Consider the following 16,444-nt stretch of genomic DNA (forward strand, 5'->3'; position numbering starts at 1 on the left):
GGTTTGATCAACTGCCCGCTTTCTTGATAGGGAAGCGGGTATCGCGCAGGCTGTCTTTGATCTTTTTGAGATGGGGCAGAAAGTCTTCCCCACGGCGCAGGGTGACGCCCGTTGCCAGCGCATCAATCAGCGTTAACTGGATCATGCGCGATGTCATCGGCATGTAGTGGTCCGTATCTTCTGGCGTGGCCACTTCCAGTGTCGCGGTGCATTCGTTAGCTAACGGCGAACCGGGTGCGGTAATGCCGAGCACTACGGCCCCCGCTTCGCGGGCAACGCGAGCGATATCGACCAGTTCGCGGGTGCGCCCCGTGTAGGAAATTACCACCACCACATCACCGGTATGACAGGCGGCCGCCACCATCCGCTGCATCAGCACATCCACGTACGCCATGACCGGCAGATTGAAGCGGAAAAACTTGTGCTGGGCATCCTGGGCCACAGCGCCGGATGCCCCGAGACCGAAGAAATGGATCTGTTTGGCCTGAGTCAGGTAATCCACCATGCGCTCAATGGCATGCATGTCAACGGCGCGTCGGGCTTCATCGAGAGCGGCAATCGTGGCGTCAAAAATCTTGTCTGTGTACTGGTTGGCCGAATCGCTGGGTTCGACGGCGCGGGTGACGTAAGGCGTGCCGCCTGCCAGGCTTTGTGCCAGTTTGATCTTGAAATCGGGGAACCCTTTGGCACCGAAATTGCGGCAAAAACGGTTGACGGTTGGCTCACTAACACTGGCTGCCTGAGCCAGGCTGGCAATGCTCAGGCTGGTTGCCGAGGTCGGATCTTCCAGAATCACATTGGCGACCTTGCGTTCCGAGCGGTTAAGTTCTTCCAGGCGTTGTCGTAAGCGGTCGATCAGATCATGAGCCATTCAGTGTGCCTCCCTTCGAGGTAGTTGTCGGTGTCCATTGCGCGCACCATCGCGCAAACTCCATGGCAGGTAGTGGGTGAGAATAGTAATAACCTTGCCCGGTCTCGCAGCCAATTGAGCGGAGGAACTCTGCCTGGCCTGCGGTTTCAATGCCTTCAGCCACGACATCGCAACCAACGCCTTGCGCTAATTGGGTAATGGTATGACAAAAATGGCGATCGGTCGCACTCTCTTCAAGTTCCATGACAAAGGCGCGGTCAATTTTGAGTGTAGAAACTGGGAGGGTTTTCAGATAAGCCAGTGAGGACTGGCCGGTGCCAAAGTCATCTATTGCGACCCGAACGCCCGCCTTGATGAGTTGGGTAAGCTGCTGGCGTGCATGCGTCATATCGCTCATCAAGCCTGATTCGGTGACCTCAATGCTGATCAGGCGGGTAGGAACGTTATGGGCTTTCAGGCGCTGTAAAAGACGAGTGGAAAACGTTTTGCGGCCAAGCTGACGGGCCGCCACATTGATGGCAACATGAAAGTCATCACTCAGCCAGCCGAATGAAGCGAGTTCATTATTGCGCCAGGCACTGATCTGCTGGATCGCTTCTTCAAGCACCCAGTCACCGATTGCAAGAATGTCGCCACTCGCCTCAGCAAGGGGAATAAACAGGCCGGGTGACAGCGTTCCTGCTTCAGGATGTTTCCAGCGTAGCAGCGCTTCAGCACCGGAAATCTGCGGTCGCTGCAGGTCGATCTTGGGTTGGTAGACCAGAAACATTTCTCCCCGTTCGCAGGCGCCGGGAAGTGCCTGTTGCACGTGTAGGCGGTGGCGCTGTTGCGCCTCAAGCTGTGGCGTGTAATGTCGAATGGCTAATGACTCTCCCTGTGGTAGGGAAATGGAAGCCATATGCACAAGCCGTTCTGGATCGAAGGTCGCTTCCTCTCGACTGATGCCGATACGCGCTTGCACGTTGAGCAATAAGTCATCTATTCGCTGATCATGCACCAGGCAGGCCAGAAGCCTTTCTGCCATAGCATTAAGTGCGCCAGCTTGCGTTTCCGTGCTGAGGACCAGAAGCTCACTGCCACTCCATAAACCTAGTGTATGGCGCTCATCCAACAGCTGGTTAATTGACTCACCCAAATGATAGAGGAGCTTTTCCGTGATGCGGTAACCGTGCAGCCGCGTGACATCCTCAAGCTTATCAATGGCGATAAACAAGAGACCGGCGCCGTTGGCAGCCAGTGATGCTTCCCTCAGCGCCTGGTTGAGCCCTCGCCGGTTGGGAAGCAGCGTGATGGGGTCAGTACGTGATTGATGGTCGAGGGCGCGGGTACGCTTTTCGACCATTTTTTCCAGCGTGTCAGCTTGCTGGTCGCGCACGTTGAAACGGTGTTCAATGTTTAACGTATTGCGGATACGCTGAAGGACTTCATCTTGTTTGAATGGTTTGGTCAGAAAATCGCGCACTCCCATTTCCAGCGCACGATGGCGAGTGGCATCATCATTCTGGGCGGTTAATACAATAATCGGTGGCGTTCGCTGTTGAAAGTGTTCACGTAACTGCTCAATAACGTCGTAGCCATCCAGGTGCGGCATGCGGATATCAAGTAACAGCAGGTCTGGCAGTGTTGTCTGACAGTACTCAAGTACCTCGCGAGGGTCGCTAATGCCATGCACATGATCAAACCCATGATCGTCCAACAGGTCGAGCATCAGTTCGACATTGACGGGATTGTCATCAACCACGAGCAAGTGCTTTTTAGCCAGGTTCATGGGGCTTTACCTTGCAATAACTCGGTGTAACGTTCAAACATGTCTAAGAGTCTATCAATTTCCAAAGGTTTGGTAAGGTAGCCGTCAAAACCGGCGTTGAGGCTTCTTTTTGCCTCACTTGGCAGCGCATTGGCAGATAGGGCAATAACGGGCAGATGATTGAATGCGGGGTCACGACGAATAGCTTTAAGCGCCTGATAACCATCCATGCCGGATAGGTGGATATCCATCAGCACAAGGTCGGGTAGGGAGCTGCGCATCATTTCCAGACCAATTTCAGCACTGGGAGCGGATTGCAGATAAACGCTACTCAGATCCTCAACAATATCCTCCATCAGGCGCTGGTTGGCGGGGTTATCCTCGATGTAAAGCAATGCCAGTTGTTTGGAAACCGCATGCGGCGAGATGTCGCGAGATGATTCCGTTATGGCGGTTGGCGGATGGTTTTCCGTCAGGGGCAAGGTGAACCAGAAAGTGGTGCCTTTACCAAGGGCGCTATCCACACCGATTTTACCTCCCATGCGTTCGATCAGTTCACGCGTAATGGCAAGGCCAATGCCGGTGCCCTCGATAGCGCCATTTTCAGCATCCAGACGGTTGAACGGCTCGAACAGCTCGTGTTGACGTTCCGGCGCAATGCCAGGGCCCGTGTCGGTTACACTGATGCGTAAGGTTGCGCCCTGCTGCTCGGTGGAAACTGTAATGGCGCCGTTGACGTTGTTGTACTTGATGGCGTTGTAAATCAGGTTGAGCAACACCTGCTTGGTGCGGGTGTAGTCTGCTTTGACGCACCATCGTTCGCTAACGGGCTGACGTGTCAGGATAATGCCAGCAGCTTCTGCGTTGGCTTCGAGAGTGTCACAGGCGTCATTGATCACGCTGTCGACACGAATGGTCTCAATCGATAGGGGTAAATGTCCTGACTCGATTTTGGCAAGATCCAGCACTTCATTGATCAGGTTAAGCAGATGTTGGCCGCTTTTTTCGATCTGTTTTACCTGACGACGCTGTTTGTCGTTTAACGGATGGTGTCTACCGTGGCTAAGTAACTGTGCAAATCCCAGGATGGCATTTAGCGGTGTGCGCAGCTCGTGACTCATGGATGACAGAAACTCACTCTTGGCACAGTTGGCTTTTTCGGCCTGGTGTTTGGCCTGAGTCAGCTCTTTCATCACTGTCTCGCGGTCCGCCATCTGACGGTACAGATTGATCAGCAGCGCGCAGGTATCGGTGAAGGGTTGCAGCCATTGAATCAGTTCCTTATCCAGAGACTGCTGGCTGTTGGATATTGCAAACATGCCAATCAGCTCGCCACCGCTGGTAATGGGTACGCCCAGATAGTTGTTGAGGACCGGATGACCTTCCGGAAAGCCGCTATGATGAATGTTATGATAAACATCGTTCGTCATTATTACTTCGCCATAAGCGTAAACCCGCCCAAGCAGTGAGTCAGGGTTTTTCAGTATCATATCGCCACTGCGCAACTTGATCATCAGGTCACGCGATTTCTCACTCCAGGAAAGGTCAGTAATGGCGTGAATTTTTAGCGCGTTAGTGGTATCCGTAGGTAACACCTCGCCAATCAGGACGTATTCGCTGTCAGTCAATTCACGCAGCGCCTCCATCAGAAACGTCCAGAGTTTTTCTCCCGACATCAATGCCTGATAGTCCGTAATACCTTGATGCAAAATGCGCAGTAAACTTTGTTCTTTTTGCATACGCTGCTGCGTCGCGTATATCTCTCGGAGGTCGGTCAGTACGCCGAGAAATTCATCAACTTCGCCATGCTCATCGTGGATAGCGTTGATCGATAAATGCACCGGAACCCGCCGACCGTCTCTATGTGACGCGAAAACTTCACGGCCTTTACCGATCACCTTTGGTTCACCGCCATCAAGGTAGTGCTGGATGAAGCTATCGTGTTGGCTGGCAATCTCCGGAGGCGTGAGCATCGCGACGTTACGCCCTATCACGTCATCTTTCTGGTAGCCGAGCATATCAAGGGCCGACGCATTGATCGCAATGATATTACCTGCCCGGTTGATGCGCACCTTGGCAACTGCGCTACTGGAAAAAAGTGCTTCAAAACGGCTGGCCGTGCGCGCAAGATCGACACTCATCTTATGCTGACGGAGTAATTCTTCAGCTTGTCCCGCCAGATTCTCAAGCAAGCGCTGTTCATACGCAGAAAATGTGCGTGGCTGACTGTCGATGATACAAAAAGTGCCTACGACGTGATTACCTAGCGGCCTGAGCGGGTAACCTGCGTAAAAACGAATATGTGGATAGCCCACTACCAACGGGTTATCAGCAAAGCGTGAGTCATCATGGGTGTCGGGAATCACCAATATCTGATCAGTGCTGATAGCATGGGCACAGAATGACATGCTGCGAGGCGTTTCCGTGGCGTCCAGGCCCAGGTGGGATTTGAACCATTGGCGGTTATTGTCGACCAGTGAAACCAGTGCAATGGGCACATCAAATAGCTCGCGTGCCAGTTGAGTTAAACGATCAAAGGTGTCATTCGACGGTGTATCCAACACGCGCAGCTGGTGTACGGCTTCCAGGCGTTGCGCTTCATTGTCTGGCAGTTCAGGCGGTTGCATACGTTTCCCTTCAAACGCGATCAGGTGTGCGAATATCGCAGCAACGTCATTCTAGAATAACTATGTTAAAAATAGTTAATAATTGAGCGATTTTTAGCCGCCACCGCTGACTTGAGAGGTAGTATGGCTCCTTCATCAAATGAACAACCGACTGCGCCAGCGTCGTGTCCTGAACCATTGAGCTGTACGTTGTTATCACGCATTTCCGAGGTGACAGCGAAGCAATGGGATGCCCTGGTAGAGGCAGACCAGCCTTTTTTGCAGCATGGCTATCTGCAGGCGCTGGAAGCCAGTGGCTCGGTCAGTGAAGACACCGGCTGGGTGCCTGCGCATCTGGCAGTCTGGCAAGGGCAAAAGCTGGTTGGCGCGCTACCGCTGTATCGGAAATATCATTCCTATGGGGAGTATGTATTCGACTGGGGGTGGGCGGATGCGCTTGAAAGGGCGGGTGGGCGTTACTACCCGAAAGCCTTGAGTGCGATTCCCTACACGCCAGTCCCCGGGCAGCGTTCTCTAGTGGCATCGGATGTCGACCGCAGCGCGGTGCTTGAGGTGTTATTCCAGCGATTGCAGTTACTCTGCCAGCTAGAAGGATTATCCAGCTGGCATTTGCTGTTTGGAAACGCGGGTGAGGTAGCCGCCTGGCAGCGTCAGTGGCCGGCGTTAATCTCCCGTGAAGGTGTGCAGTTTCAGTGGCACGATGCCGATTACGCAAGTTTTGATGGCTTTCTGGCCGCCATGACGTCTAAACGGCGCAAGATGATCAAGCGTGAGCGACGCATTGTCGCGGACCAGGGAATTACCCTGCATCGGCTTGAGGGCGAGGAAATATCCGCGCAGGCACTGGCGCATTTTTATCGCTGCTACACGATTACCTATCATGAACGTGGACGCCCTCCGTATCTGAATCTTGAGTTTTTTCAGCGCCTGCATCGTGCCATGCCGAAAACACTGATGCTGGTGCAGGCTCGTCTGGAAGGGCGTCCGGTGGCTGCGGCCCTGTACTTACGAGGTACAAAGAGCCTCTATGGGCGTTATTGGGGCAGCGAAGTGGTTGCTGACTGTCTGCATTTCGAAGCCTGCTATTACCAGGGAATTGAATATTGTCTGGAAAACGGTCTGACCCTGTTTGACCCAGGCACTCAGGGAGAGCACAAGCTGGTGCGCGGTTTTCACCCGCAGCGGCTATGTTCCTTGCATTATCTGGCTCATCCGGGGCTTGCCGCTGGCGTGGCACAGTTCTGCCATGAAGAGGGCGTTCAGGTGGCCGCTTATCGCGCAGCCGCTCAAGAGGCATTGCCGTTTAAAGCCCAAAAGGATGTATCAGAGAAAACGCCTGAAAAATGACCGGCGTCGTGGCTCGCTGCCAGAAAGCCTTGATGGCATAATGTTTGTAATTTTTTTGTGCCTGACAGACAGTTCTGGTCAATAACGTATTTCTGGAAATCTTATGGATGACAGTGTGTCGAGTCGCGAAACGCAGGACAGGACGGTAACCCGATGGCCCGTCAGGAAGTGGTTGGTTGCGACGCTGCTGGTGGTGCTTTTGCTGTTGCAATATCAGCTTTGGTGGGGAACCGGTGGCTGGTATGACCTTCAGAAGATTCAGCAGCGAGTCACTGAACAGGAAGCGGTCAATGCGCCGTTGAGAGATCGTAATGCCCGCTTGAGCGCCGAGATTACCGATCTGAAAACCGGATTGGATGCCATTGAGGAACGGGCGCGCAGCGATATCGGTATGGTGCGCGCGGATGAGCAGTTTTTCTGGGTGCCTGGCGTGACGTTGGAGACCCCGGTGGCAGCGGGGCGTGCCGAGTAATGAGTGGTGATATCACCTGGCTGGTGGTACCAGCAGCGGGGCAAGGTAAACGTATGGGGGCGAATATCCCCAAGCAGTATCTGACCCTTCAGGGAAAGCCGATACTGGTGCAGACACTGCAACGTTTATATGCAGCCCTTCCCAGCGCCCGACTGGTTTTGTGTCTGGATGCCGATGACCGCTGGTTTGAAACCGACTGGGTGCCGTTCAACGGTTGGCAGCGGGTAGCCGGTGGCACCGAGCGTATGGATAGTGTGCTCAATGCGCTGCAGGCGATGGATGCCGCCGATGATGATCTGGTGCTGGTACATGATGTGGCCAGACCCTGTGTCGCTGTTACTGACCTGATTGCGCTGGAGAAGGCCGCCCGCTTGCATCGCGGTGGCGCACTGCTGGCGATGCCGGTGGCGGACACCATGAAACGTGCCAGCGCTAGCGGAGCGGTTGCACATACCGAATCCCGCGAGGGGTTATGGCATGCGCTAACCCCGCAAGGGTGTCGCTACGGGTTATTGCGCCGCGCCCTGGAACACGCCCGGGACGGTCTCCGGGAGAATGCCACTCAGGTGACGGATGAAGCCTCTGCGCTGGAAGCCATAGGCGAGTCCCCGCAGCTGGTTAGCGGGCGACGCGATAACATTAAAGTTACTCATCCGGATGATCTGGTATTGGCCGCCGCGATTCTGTCTGCTCAGCAGGCAATCCGGTGACAAAGTGTCCGGTCTTGCCGAATAACGAATAACGAATAACGAATAACGAATAACGAATAACGCCACTCCAATTTTTCAAGAACATTTATTTTCAGCAACGTTAATTTTCAGGAACGTTTGTTTTCAGGAGAATGTCATGCGCATCGGCCACGGCTTTGATGTCCATCGTTTTGGTCCGGGCGATCATTTAATGGTCGGCGGGGTGAAACTGCCGTTTGAATACGGTTTTGTGGCCCATTCCGATGGTGATGTGTTGCTTCATGCGGTCTGTGATGCCCTGCTGGGTGCCTGCGCGCTGGGCGACATTGGCCATCACTTTCCCGATACTGATGCGACGTTTAAGGGGATTGACAGCCGAAACCTGTTGCGCCAGGTGAACATCCTGATCGAACAGGCCGGCTGGCAGCTGGCAAATCTGGATGCCACCTTGATGGCGCAGGCGCCGAAAATGGCCCCGCATATTGATGCCATGCGTCGTGTGATGGCGGAGGATCTTGGTGCCCGCCTGGATCAGGTCAGTGTCAAAGCGACAACCACTGAGCGCCTTGGGTTTACCGGGCGAGGTGAGGGCATTGCCGCTGAAGCTGTTGTCCTGCTGGTGCCGCGGGGGGATGCATGACGCCGCTGCCGACGTGGTCGCGTTGCCTGGATGCGTCGCTGGGTGCGCCTGAACCCGCCAGTTTCCGCCTGAAACCGGAAGACTTTATTGTTGATGAGCAGCTGGATTTCACGCCGGAAGCCCATGGCGAGCACCTCTGGTTGCGCATTGAAAAGCGTAACCTGACCACGCTCGATGTGGTCAGGCAGCTGGCCAGGCTGTGTGAGGTATCTCCCAGGGATATCGGCTATTCAGGCATGAAAGACCGTGTCGCCGTCACCCGGCAATGGCTGAGTGTCCAGCTGCCAGGTCGTGAGGCGCCGTCTGGCCTGGAAACCCAATTGGCAGCATTGGGCGTCAAGGTGCTTGACCAGGCGCGTCATCCGCGCAAACTGAAACGCGGCGTGCACCGCACCAACCGCTTTATTCTGCGTTTGCAAGGTGAAGCGGTAAAACAACCGGCATTTATCACGCGTTGGGAAGCTCTGTGTCGCGAGGGGGTGCCCAACTATTTCGGGCCGCAACGCTTTGGTATTGAAGGTCGTAATCTGCAACGTGCACAAGCATTACTCGCACGTGGCTGGCGAAAACGTGACGACCGTCAGGGGTTGCTGCTTTCCTGTGCGCGCAGTTTCCTGTTCAATGAACTACTCAGCCAACGCGTGGCCAGCGGTGATTGGAAAACCCTGCTGGACGGCGATACGGCCATGCTGGAAGGCACGCACAGCCTGTTTCGCATCGACCGGGTTGATACAGTTCTTGCTGAGCGGGCCGACAGGCTCGATATTCATCCGACAGGGCTGCTCTGGGGGGCGGACTTTCACGCAGATGAGTCGCCCGCCCAACGTCTTGAAGCGGCGCTGGCTGAACAGCACCCGTTACTATGTGACGGCTTAGCCCGAAGCGGCGTTAAAGCGTCAAGACGGGCGCTTAGAGTGCGGCTGGGGGATCCCGTCCTTGAACATGGGGATGAGGACGACGCGATATTAAGCTTTGCCCTGCCGCGTGGCGCTTTCGCCACGGCAGTGTTGAGTGAGCTGATCGTCCATCCGGACGTCGCGAACGATTGATGATCCATTATTCATAACAAGGAGAACGCTGATGCGGCGATTGCTGCTTTCCAACGACGATGGCGTCCATGCCCCCGGGCTGCGTGCCTTGCACGATGCGTTGATACCGCATGCCAAGCTGCGTGTGGTAGCGCCTGATCGTGATCGCAGTGGTGCCAGCAATTCGCTGACGCTTTCACGACCACTCCTGCTCAGTGCAATGGAAAACGGTTTTTACAGCGTTGACGGCACGCCAGCAGACTGCGTTTACTTGGGAGTTAACGGCGTCTGGGATGAAAGGCCTGACCTGGTGATTTCAGGCATCAACCATGGCAGCAACCTGGGCGATGACGTGCTTTATTCAGGCACCGTGGCCGCGGCCATGGAAGGGCGTAACCTGGGGATGTCGGCGATTGCCATGTCGCTATGCGGTGAACGCTACTTTGAAACAGCCGCTCGCGTCGCTGCCATTCTGGTGGGGGCGGCTGACCAGCTTTCCCTGCCGCCACGCACTTTGCTCAACGTTAACGTACCTGACCTGCCGTGGAACGAGATTCGCGGCATCAAGGTGACGCGTATGGGCTACCGAGGCCCGGCAGAAAAGCCGCTTGCCATGCAGGACCCCCGCGGGCGCACCCGCTACTGGATTGCCGCCGTAGGGGCCAATGCCGATGACGGCGATGATACCGATTTCGCTGCGGTTGAAGCCGGGTATGTCTCGGTTACCCCTCTGCAGACGGATCTGACCCGCCATACCGCATGCGGTGATGTACAGGACTGGTTGGATGCATTTACTACCTGAACTGTCACCTGTTGAGTTACGCGGGCGTGGAATGACGTCTCAGCGGACCCGTGACCGCATGGTCGCTCGGCTGGCGCGTCAGGGGATTCGCAACCAACGGGTGCTGGACATCATGGCGCAAGCCCCGCGACATCTCTTTGTTGATGAAGCCTTGGCGCATCGTGCCTACGAGGATACCGCGCTTCCTATTGGCTTTGGGCAAACCCTGTCACAACCCTTGACTGTCGCGCGCATGACAGAGCTTGCGCTGCGTGAGGCGCCACGTCGTGTCCTCGAACTGGGAACCGGTTCGGGTTATCAGACGCTGGTGCTGTCGGGTCTGGTGGATGAACTTTACTCTCTGGAAAGAATCCAGAGTCTGCACGAGCGCGCCGCCCATCGTCTGAAATTGCTCAATGCACCGGCGCGTCTTGCCGTGGCAGACGGCAATCATGGTTGGCCACAGGCAGCCCCTTATGATGTTATTTTGCTGACCGCCTGCGCGCAGACACTGTCGAGTGATTTACTCGAGCAACTGCGCGACGGCGGGGTGCTTATCGCGCCGATTGAAGAAAGCAACGGTGACCAATGGTTGACCCAGGTGCGAAGAATTGGAAATGTGTACGAAAAACGTCGATTAGAGCCGGTCCGATTTGTCCCGCTACTACAAGGAGTGGTGAATTGAAGCGTCAAACGCTGGGGTTATTTTTAAAAGGGGCGGGCATGGGTGCTGCTGATGCGGTGCCTGGTGTTTCAGGCGGCACTATCGCCTTTGTTACCGGTATTTATGAGCAATTGATTGATTCCATCCGCCAGTTTGGCCCCAGCGCCTGGAGCGCCTGGCGTCAAGGCGGGCTCAAAGGGCTGTACGTACACCTCAATCTGGCCTTTCTGTTGCCCCTGGCACTTGGCGTGATGATGAGCCTTGCCAGTGTGGCACATCTGGCTGTGTGGTTAATGCATACTCAGCCACTGCTGTTGGATGGCTTCTTTTTCGGCCTGGTGGCAGCCTCGGCACTGGTGGTTCATAGCGCCATGCGTCACTGGAAATTCTGGTATCTGATCCCGCTCGCCGTCGGTGTGTGGCTAGCAAAGTCGCTGCCAGGATTAATGCCCATGGTGTTGCAGCTGGGAAATGAGAACCTGCTGGTTATCGTGGCCGGTGCCATCGCCATCAGCGCCATGCTGCTCCCAGGGGTGTCGGGGAGTTTTCTGCTTTTGACCATGGGTCTGTACGGCACCATCATGCAGGCAATTCGCAGTTTTGATCTGGTGATCATCGGTTTATTCGGTCTCGGTTGCCTGATCGGCATGGCACTGTTTTCACGCCTCCTGGCGTGGCTGTTCAAGCGTCAGCACGATGCTACCATGCAACTTTTATTAGGTTTTATAGTCGGGTCTTTGCCAACTATCTGGCCTTGGCGAGAACTGGTGGGATATCAAATGGGGCCAGATGGCCAAATGATCCCGTTGGCTTTCCGCTATCTGATGCCTGATGATTATGCAGTCCTGACCGGTGATTCAGCCCAGCTGGTCGGTGTCATTATTTTAATGCTTTCAGGTGCCTTGCTGGTGATTGGTTTGAACCATCAGGCACATAAGGCGCGGCATTCACAACTCAACGTTGAATCAAGCGCTAACAAGGAGTCGTAACCCTAATGCGTAAAGTTTTTCTTTTATCGGCGCTTGCTCTGACTGTTGCCGGTTGCGCAAGTCAGCAAGGAAGCCCACAGGTGCGTGATGTGAGTGAGGCACGGCGCAGTATTGATTCCAGTAGCCAGTACACAGTGGCGCAGGGCGATACGCTTTACGGTATCGCCTGGCAGCATGGTCTGGATTATCGTGAGCTTGCTGCGCGTAATGATATTCAGGCACCTTACAATATCTACCCTGGCCAGCGCATTGAGCTGGGAGCGTCGCAGGGCGGTGAGCGTCCTCGTCAGGTAGCCGAAGCGCCGCAGGCGTCTGCGGCAGAACGTCAGCCGCAGGAAACCTCCCGAGGCGTCGTTGCCACTGGGTTGGGTGATGCGCCCGTTGAAATTGCCGCGAACGATCAGGAAGTGGACTGGCTTCTGCCGAATGAGTCTTCTGCTGCTGCCGATGCTGAGCCAGAGCCGCAACCAGAGCCGGAGCCGCAACCAGAGCCGGAGCCGCAACCAGAGCCAGAGCCGAAACCGGAACCTGAGCCAGAGCCGGAACCGGAACCGGAACCGGAACCAGAGCCGGAACCAGAGCCGGAACCAGAGCCGGAACCAGAGCCGGAACCAGAGCCGGAACCGCAGGCGAGTTCGACGGCATCCACCAGTCAGTCAAATGTTGATCGCAGTGATAGATCTTACGCGCCAGCAGAAAACATCAACTGGCAGTGGCCGGTAGAGGGTGATGTTGTCGGTACCTTCGATGAAGGAGGCAGCATCACGGCCGGGATTGATATCGCCGGGCAAAAGGGGCAACCTGTTAAAGCAGCAGGTCCAGGAATTGTTGTTTATGCCGGAAGTGGAGTGCGTGGTTACGGCAACCTGATTCTGATTAAGCACAACGACGAGTTCCTGTCTGCCTATGCGCATAACGATTCGTTGCAGGTTAAGGAAAACGATGTGGTAAACACCGGTGAAACCATTGCCACAATGGGCGATAGTGACGCCGAAGATGCAAGACTGCACTTTGAAATACGCAAGGATGGTCAGCCGGAAGATCCTTTGACATATTTGCCGGGACGGTAACGATTCTGTCAGCACGCTCAGCGCATCATGCATGTTTAGACTGGCTTGTTAGATGCTCAGTGAAAATAAAATTATAAAATCGTCGTTAATGCTTCGTGCGTTAATCTGAGGTACAACATCTTCGAGAGATCAGCGGCCATCGGTGACATTGATGAGCCTGGTGGCATAAACAAGGCGAGATGACGGGGGAAGATGCGATGAGTATGCTGGAACAGGATCTACAGGACGTAGACTTAAACGCCGTGGAAGAGGCGTTGGGTGACGCTGATAATGAAGAAGTTGCCGCTGAGGAAGAGGCATTCGAGAAAGCGCTGGGCCGAGAAGGGCGAGCCGCATCTCAAAGCCTGGATGCCACGCAGATCTACCTCAACGAGATCGGCTTTTCACCGCTGCTGACCCCGGAAGAAGAAGTCTATTACGGCCGGTTGGCGCGAAAAGGCGATCCTCTCGGGCGCTCGCGCATGATTGAGTCCAATCTGCGCCTAGTGGTCAAAATCTCTCGTCGCTACCTGAATCGCGGTTTGACCCTGTTAGACCTGATCGAAGAAGGTAACCTGGGGTTGATTCGCGCCGTCGAAAAGTTTGATCCAGAGCGAGGGTTTCGTTTTTCGACCTACGCTACCTGGTGGATTCGTCAGACGATCGAGCGTGCCTTGATGAACCAGACGCGCACTATCCGGTTACCGATCCACGTTGTCAAAGAGCTGAATATTTACCTGCGCGCTGCCCGTGAACTGACGCAAAAACTGGATCATGAGGCCACGCCCGAAGAAATAGCTGAGTATCTGGATAAGCCGGTTGAAAGCGTCAAAAAGATGCTGGGGCTCAATGAGCGTGTGTCCTCAGTGGATTATCCAATGGGCGGTGATAGCGACAAGCCATTACTGGATACGCTGACAGATGACGATGATCACGGGCCAGAAGCCTTATTGGTGGATGGCGATGTGAAAGCCCATGTGGAACGCTGGCTTAGTGAGCTGAGCGAAAAACAGAGCGAAGTGGTGGTCAGGCGCTTTGGTTTGCGTGGCCACGAAGCCGCTACCCTTGAAGATGTAGGGGCAGAAATTGGCCTGACGCGAGAACGTGTTCGCCAGATTCAGGTGGAAGCATTAAAAAAGCTGCGCCGCTCGCTGGAAAAGCAGGGCTTATCGTTGGAGGCCATTTTCGAAACCTGACGTGTTTCCGATACTGTCATCGTCCGCTCGCTACCCGCTGTCAGGCGGGTAGCGGCGTGTAGGGTGATGGTTTTTGATGACCCATGCGCCTTCATGTAGCGAGCCTGTTTCTACGTCTTGTTGTAATATACTGTTTTAACGACTGTTCTAACGGACAGTTTTAACAACTTGCTTTAATGATTGCTTCAAATACTGCTGTGAGAAGACCTATGCGTCCATTAGTGGCTGATATTAATCTGGACGCTTTGCGTCATAACTACCAATTGGCATGCGCGTGCGCTCCGCAGAGTCAGTCTGTTGCTGTGATCAAGGCCGACGCATACGGCCATGGGGCGGTGGCGTGCGCGCGGGCGCTGGAAGGACTGGCTCCGGCCCTTGCCGTTGCCTGCATTGAAGAAGCACTGGCCTTGCGCCACGCCGGTATTCAGGCACCGATTGTTCTGCTGGAAGGGATTTTTGAGGCCTCGGAGCTGGCGCTGGTGGACGAGCATCGCTTGTGGATGGCGATACATACCGATTGGCAGCTGGAAGCGCTGCTGGCGTTTACGCCGCGTCAGCCAATTCCCGTGTGGCTGAAAGTGGATTCCGGGATGCACCGGTTAGGGTTCTCACCCCAACAGGCGGAGCAGGTCTGGCACCAGCTTTTGGCTGCGCCACAGGCAACCGCGTTGCAGCTGATGAGTCACTTTGCCTCTGCCGATGCCAGCAATAGCGAGTATTTTTCACAGCAGATGGTCACCTTGAATGCACTGGCCGCACGCTTGAACGCGCCGCTGTGTCTGGCAAACTCGCCCGCGACACTTGCGCACCCAGTTGCGCACGGTGACTGGAACCGCCCGGGCGTAATGCTGTATGGCAGCGATCCGCTGGAAACCGCCAATGACCTGTCGCGTCAACTGAAACCGGTCATGACATTGCGTTCTGAAGTGATTGCCATCCGCGAACTAGATGCCGGTGAGCCGGTGGGCTATGGTGGCCGCTGGCGAATGTCCGAGCGCGGCCGAGTGGCTGTGGTGGCAGGCGGCTACGGTGATGGCTATGACCGTCATGCCGTCGATGGCACACCGGTGCTGGTCGAGGGGCAGCCCGCCAAAATTGCCGGTAAGGTGTCTATGGATATGCTGACAGTGGATGTGACGCATCTGCCTGATACCACCATCGGCAGCGAAGTGGTGCTCTGGGGCCAGGCAGCTAACGGCGCGGTTCTGCCCGTTGATGAAGTGGCTCGCCACTGTGACACCATCAGCTATACGTTGTTGACGGGCATATTGCCTCGCGTGCCGCGTCGCTATCACGGCACCCGCTGACGTTATTGATGGATTGCTACGTAACGACGATGAAGTAAACCCTATGGCAAAATCACGCTATCCCCGTTCGTTTGCTCATCCCCGCTATTGGAGTACCTGGTTAGCGATAGGGGCGATGTATGTGGCTGCCTGGTTGCCCTGGCCGCTTAAATTATGGCTGGGTAACGTCATTGGCCTGCTGGCCTGGCGGTTTGTGAAACGTCGTCGGCGGATTACCGAAACCAATATTGCGTTGTGCTTTCCTGAGAAAGATGCCGCTGCCCAGCGCCAGCTGGTGAAAGACATCTTTATCGCCAATGGTATTGGGCTGATTGAAACCGCGACTGGCTGGTGCCGTAATGTGGAAGATTTTCGCCATCGCGTGACGCGGATTGGCCAGGAAAACCTGTCCAGGGCATTGGCTGAAAAAAAAGGGGCGCTGGTAATCGGTATTCACTTTTCGGCACTGGATCTGGGTGGGGCACTGCATTCATTGTTTTTCTCTGCAGATGCCGTGTATCGGCCACACAATAATCCGCTGTTTGATTGTTTCATGACCCGAGCCCGTTCACGAGCGTTTGGTCAGACCATTCATCGCCATGACTTGCGTGGCATGGTGCGCCGCCTTAAAGCAGGGCGAGCGGTGTGGTATTCACCGGATCAGGATTTCGGCCGCGATGTCAGTGTCTTTGCGCCTTTCTTTGGCCAGCCGGCGGCCTCCATCAAGCTAACGGCGAAGATTGCCCGCATGACCGGTGCGCCGGTCATTCCCATGATGTATCACCGCAATCCGGATAATCGCACCTACACCATCGAGTGGCTGCCTGCGCTGGAAAATTTTCCCAGCGGAGATGAGGTTGCTGATGCTACCCGCATCAATGCCATCATCGAGCAGGCCATTCGCAAACATCCGGAGCAGTATCTGTGGCTGCACCGACGCTTCAAGACGCGCCCGGAAGGGGAGCCTGAAATCTATTAGACAGGCGATCCGGCTTCACTGTCGGTTCAGAAAAATTAGTATTAGCTGCTTCAACGTCTGTCTATATCTTGCGAAATGA

Annotated in this window: 15 protein-coding genes; 12 read left to right on the forward strand and 3 right to left on the reverse strand. The window is 55.2% G+C overall.

From position 1 onward, the window contains the following. Positions 1-7: 7 nt before the first annotated feature. The 3 genes from ACU6TU_RS04160 to ACU6TU_RS04170 are packed head-to-tail and all read right to left on the reverse strand — an operon-like array spanning position 8 to position 5,245. Complete coding sequence (locus tag ACU6TU_RS04160; RefSeq protein WP_447143321.1) at positions 8-871, reverse strand: MurR/RpiR family transcriptional regulator; 864 nt, start codon at positions 869-871, stop codon at positions 8-10. Then, the gene (locus tag ACU6TU_RS04165; RefSeq protein ID WP_447143322.1) at positions 861-2,639 is read right to left on the reverse strand and encodes a GGDEF/EAL domain-containing response regulator; all 1,779 of its coding nucleotides are present in this window, start codon (positions 2,637-2,639) and stop codon (positions 861-863) included. The genes ACU6TU_RS04160 and ACU6TU_RS04165 overlap by 11 nt, the downstream gene beginning before the upstream one ends. Beyond that, positions 2,636-5,245, reverse strand: coding sequence for a GAF domain-containing protein (locus ACU6TU_RS04170; RefSeq protein ID WP_447143323.1), 2,610 nt, complete (start codon positions 5,243-5,245; stop codon positions 2,636-2,638). Before ACU6TU_RS04170 ends, ACU6TU_RS04165 begins: the two co-directional genes overlap by 4 nt. Before the next feature lie 123 nt (positions 5,246-5,368). On the opposite strand from ACU6TU_RS04170, the gene ACU6TU_RS04175 reads away from it, so the two are divergent. From ACU6TU_RS04175 to lpxL, 12 genes are all read left to right on the forward strand, one after another. Then, positions 5,369-6,592 (forward strand): GNAT family N-acetyltransferase, encoded by a 1,224-nt coding sequence (locus ACU6TU_RS04175; protein WP_447143324.1) that lies wholly within the window; start codon positions 5,369-5,371, stop codon positions 6,590-6,592. Positions 6,593-6,695: 103 nt separating this feature from the next. Continuing rightward, on the forward strand, positions 6,696-7,064 hold the full coding sequence (ftsB, locus tag ACU6TU_RS04180) for a cell division protein FtsB (protein ID WP_447143325.1): 369 nt from the start codon (positions 6,696-6,698) through the stop codon (positions 7,062-7,064). Beyond that, on the forward strand, positions 7,064-7,774 hold the full coding sequence (gene ispD, locus ACU6TU_RS04185; RefSeq protein ID WP_447143326.1) for a 2-C-methyl-D-erythritol 4-phosphate cytidylyltransferase: 711 nt from the start codon (positions 7,064-7,066) through the stop codon (positions 7,772-7,774). Before ftsB ends, ispD begins: the two co-directional genes overlap by 1 nt. 136 nt (positions 7,775-7,910) lie before the next feature. Next, complete coding sequence (ispF, locus tag ACU6TU_RS04190; protein ID WP_447143327.1) at positions 7,911-8,393, forward strand: 2-C-methyl-D-erythritol 2,4-cyclodiphosphate synthase; 483 nt, start codon at positions 7,911-7,913, stop codon at positions 8,391-8,393. Next, positions 8,390-9,442, forward strand: a complete 1,053-nt coding sequence (gene truD / locus ACU6TU_RS04195) for a tRNA pseudouridine(13) synthase TruD (protein ID WP_447143328.1) — start codon at positions 8,390-8,392, stop codon at positions 9,440-9,442. Before ispF ends, truD begins: the two co-directional genes overlap by 4 nt. A gap of 31 nt (positions 9,443-9,473) precedes the next feature. Then, positions 9,474-10,223, forward strand: a complete 750-nt coding sequence (gene surE / locus ACU6TU_RS04200; protein WP_447143329.1) for a 5'/3'-nucleotidase SurE — start codon at positions 9,474-9,476, stop codon at positions 10,221-10,223. Continuing rightward, positions 10,207-10,887 carry a protein-L-isoaspartate(D-aspartate) O-methyltransferase gene (locus ACU6TU_RS04205; protein ID WP_447143330.1) on the forward strand — a complete coding sequence of 227 codons (681 nt, stop codon included), beginning with the start codon at positions 10,207-10,209 and terminating at the stop codon, positions 10,885-10,887. The genes surE and ACU6TU_RS04205 overlap by 17 nt, the downstream gene beginning before the upstream one ends. Further along, the gene (locus ACU6TU_RS04210) at positions 10,884-11,855 is read left to right on the forward strand and encodes a DUF368 domain-containing protein (protein WP_447143331.1); all 972 of its coding nucleotides are present in this window, start codon (positions 10,884-10,886) and stop codon (positions 11,853-11,855) included. The genes ACU6TU_RS04205 and ACU6TU_RS04210 overlap by 4 nt, the downstream gene beginning before the upstream one ends. 5 nt (positions 11,856-11,860) lie before the next feature. After that, positions 11,861-12,925: a peptidoglycan DD-metalloendopeptidase family protein gene (locus tag ACU6TU_RS04215; RefSeq protein ID WP_447143332.1), complete on the forward strand. Its 1,065-nt coding sequence runs from the start codon at positions 11,861-11,863 to the stop codon at positions 12,923-12,925. Between the two features lie 197 nt (positions 12,926-13,122). Continuing rightward, positions 13,123-14,100: an RNA polymerase sigma factor RpoS gene (gene rpoS / locus ACU6TU_RS04220; RefSeq protein WP_447143333.1), complete on the forward strand. Its 978-nt coding sequence runs from the start codon at positions 13,123-13,125 to the stop codon at positions 14,098-14,100. Between the two features lie 209 nt (positions 14,101-14,309). Further along, the gene (gene alr / locus ACU6TU_RS04225; protein WP_447143334.1) at positions 14,310-15,407 is read left to right on the forward strand and encodes an alanine racemase; all 1,098 of its coding nucleotides are present in this window, start codon (positions 14,310-14,312) and stop codon (positions 15,405-15,407) included. Positions 15,408-15,450: 43 nt separating this feature from the next. Then, positions 15,451-16,365 carry an LpxL/LpxP family Kdo(2)-lipid IV(A) lauroyl/palmitoleoyl acyltransferase gene (lpxL, locus tag ACU6TU_RS04230; protein ID WP_447143335.1) on the forward strand — a complete coding sequence of 305 codons (915 nt, stop codon included), beginning with the start codon at positions 15,451-15,453 and terminating at the stop codon, positions 16,363-16,365. Positions 16,366-16,444 lie beyond the last annotated feature (79 nt).

The organism is Halomonas sp. LS-001, assembly GCF_052983955.1.

Excerpts from the sequence above, each read along its gene's own strand:
- ACU6TU_RS04160 (WP_447143321.1), bottom strand. The coding sequence starts at position 871 with ATGGCTCATGATCTGATCGACCGCTTACGACAACGCCTGGAAGAACTT.
- ACU6TU_RS04165 (WP_447143322.1), bottom strand. The coding sequence starts at position 2,639 with ATGAACCTGGCTAAAAAGCACTTGCTCGTGGTTGATGACAATCCCGTC.
- ACU6TU_RS04170 (WP_447143323.1), bottom strand. The coding sequence starts at position 5,245 with ATGCAACCGCCTGAACTGCCAGACAATGAAGCGCAACGCCTGGAAGCC.
- ACU6TU_RS04175 (WP_447143324.1), top strand. The coding sequence starts at position 5,369 with ATGGCTCCTTCATCAAATGAACAACCGACTGCGCCAGCGTCGTGTCCT.
- ftsB (WP_447143325.1), top strand. The coding sequence starts at position 6,696 with ATGGATGACAGTGTGTCGAGTCGCGAAACGCAGGACAGGACGGTAACC.
- ispD (WP_447143326.1), top strand. The coding sequence starts at position 7,064 with ATGAGTGGTGATATCACCTGGCTGGTGGTACCAGCAGCGGGGCAAGGT.
- ispF (WP_447143327.1), top strand. The coding sequence starts at position 7,911 with ATGCGCATCGGCCACGGCTTTGATGTCCATCGTTTTGGTCCGGGCGAT.
- truD (WP_447143328.1), top strand. The coding sequence starts at position 8,390 with ATGACGCCGCTGCCGACGTGGTCGCGTTGCCTGGATGCGTCGCTGGGT.
- surE (WP_447143329.1), top strand. The coding sequence starts at position 9,474 with ATGCGGCGATTGCTGCTTTCCAACGACGATGGCGTCCATGCCCCCGGG.
- ACU6TU_RS04205 (WP_447143330.1), top strand. The coding sequence starts at position 10,207 with ATGCATTTACTACCTGAACTGTCACCTGTTGAGTTACGCGGGCGTGGA.
- ACU6TU_RS04215 (WP_447143332.1), top strand. The coding sequence starts at position 11,861 with ATGCGTAAAGTTTTTCTTTTATCGGCGCTTGCTCTGACTGTTGCCGGT.
- rpoS (WP_447143333.1), top strand. The coding sequence starts at position 13,123 with ATGAGTATGCTGGAACAGGATCTACAGGACGTAGACTTAAACGCCGTG.
- alr (WP_447143334.1), top strand. The coding sequence starts at position 14,310 with ATGCGTCCATTAGTGGCTGATATTAATCTGGACGCTTTGCGTCATAAC.
- lpxL (WP_447143335.1), top strand. The coding sequence starts at position 15,451 with ATGGCAAAATCACGCTATCCCCGTTCGTTTGCTCATCCCCGCTATTGG.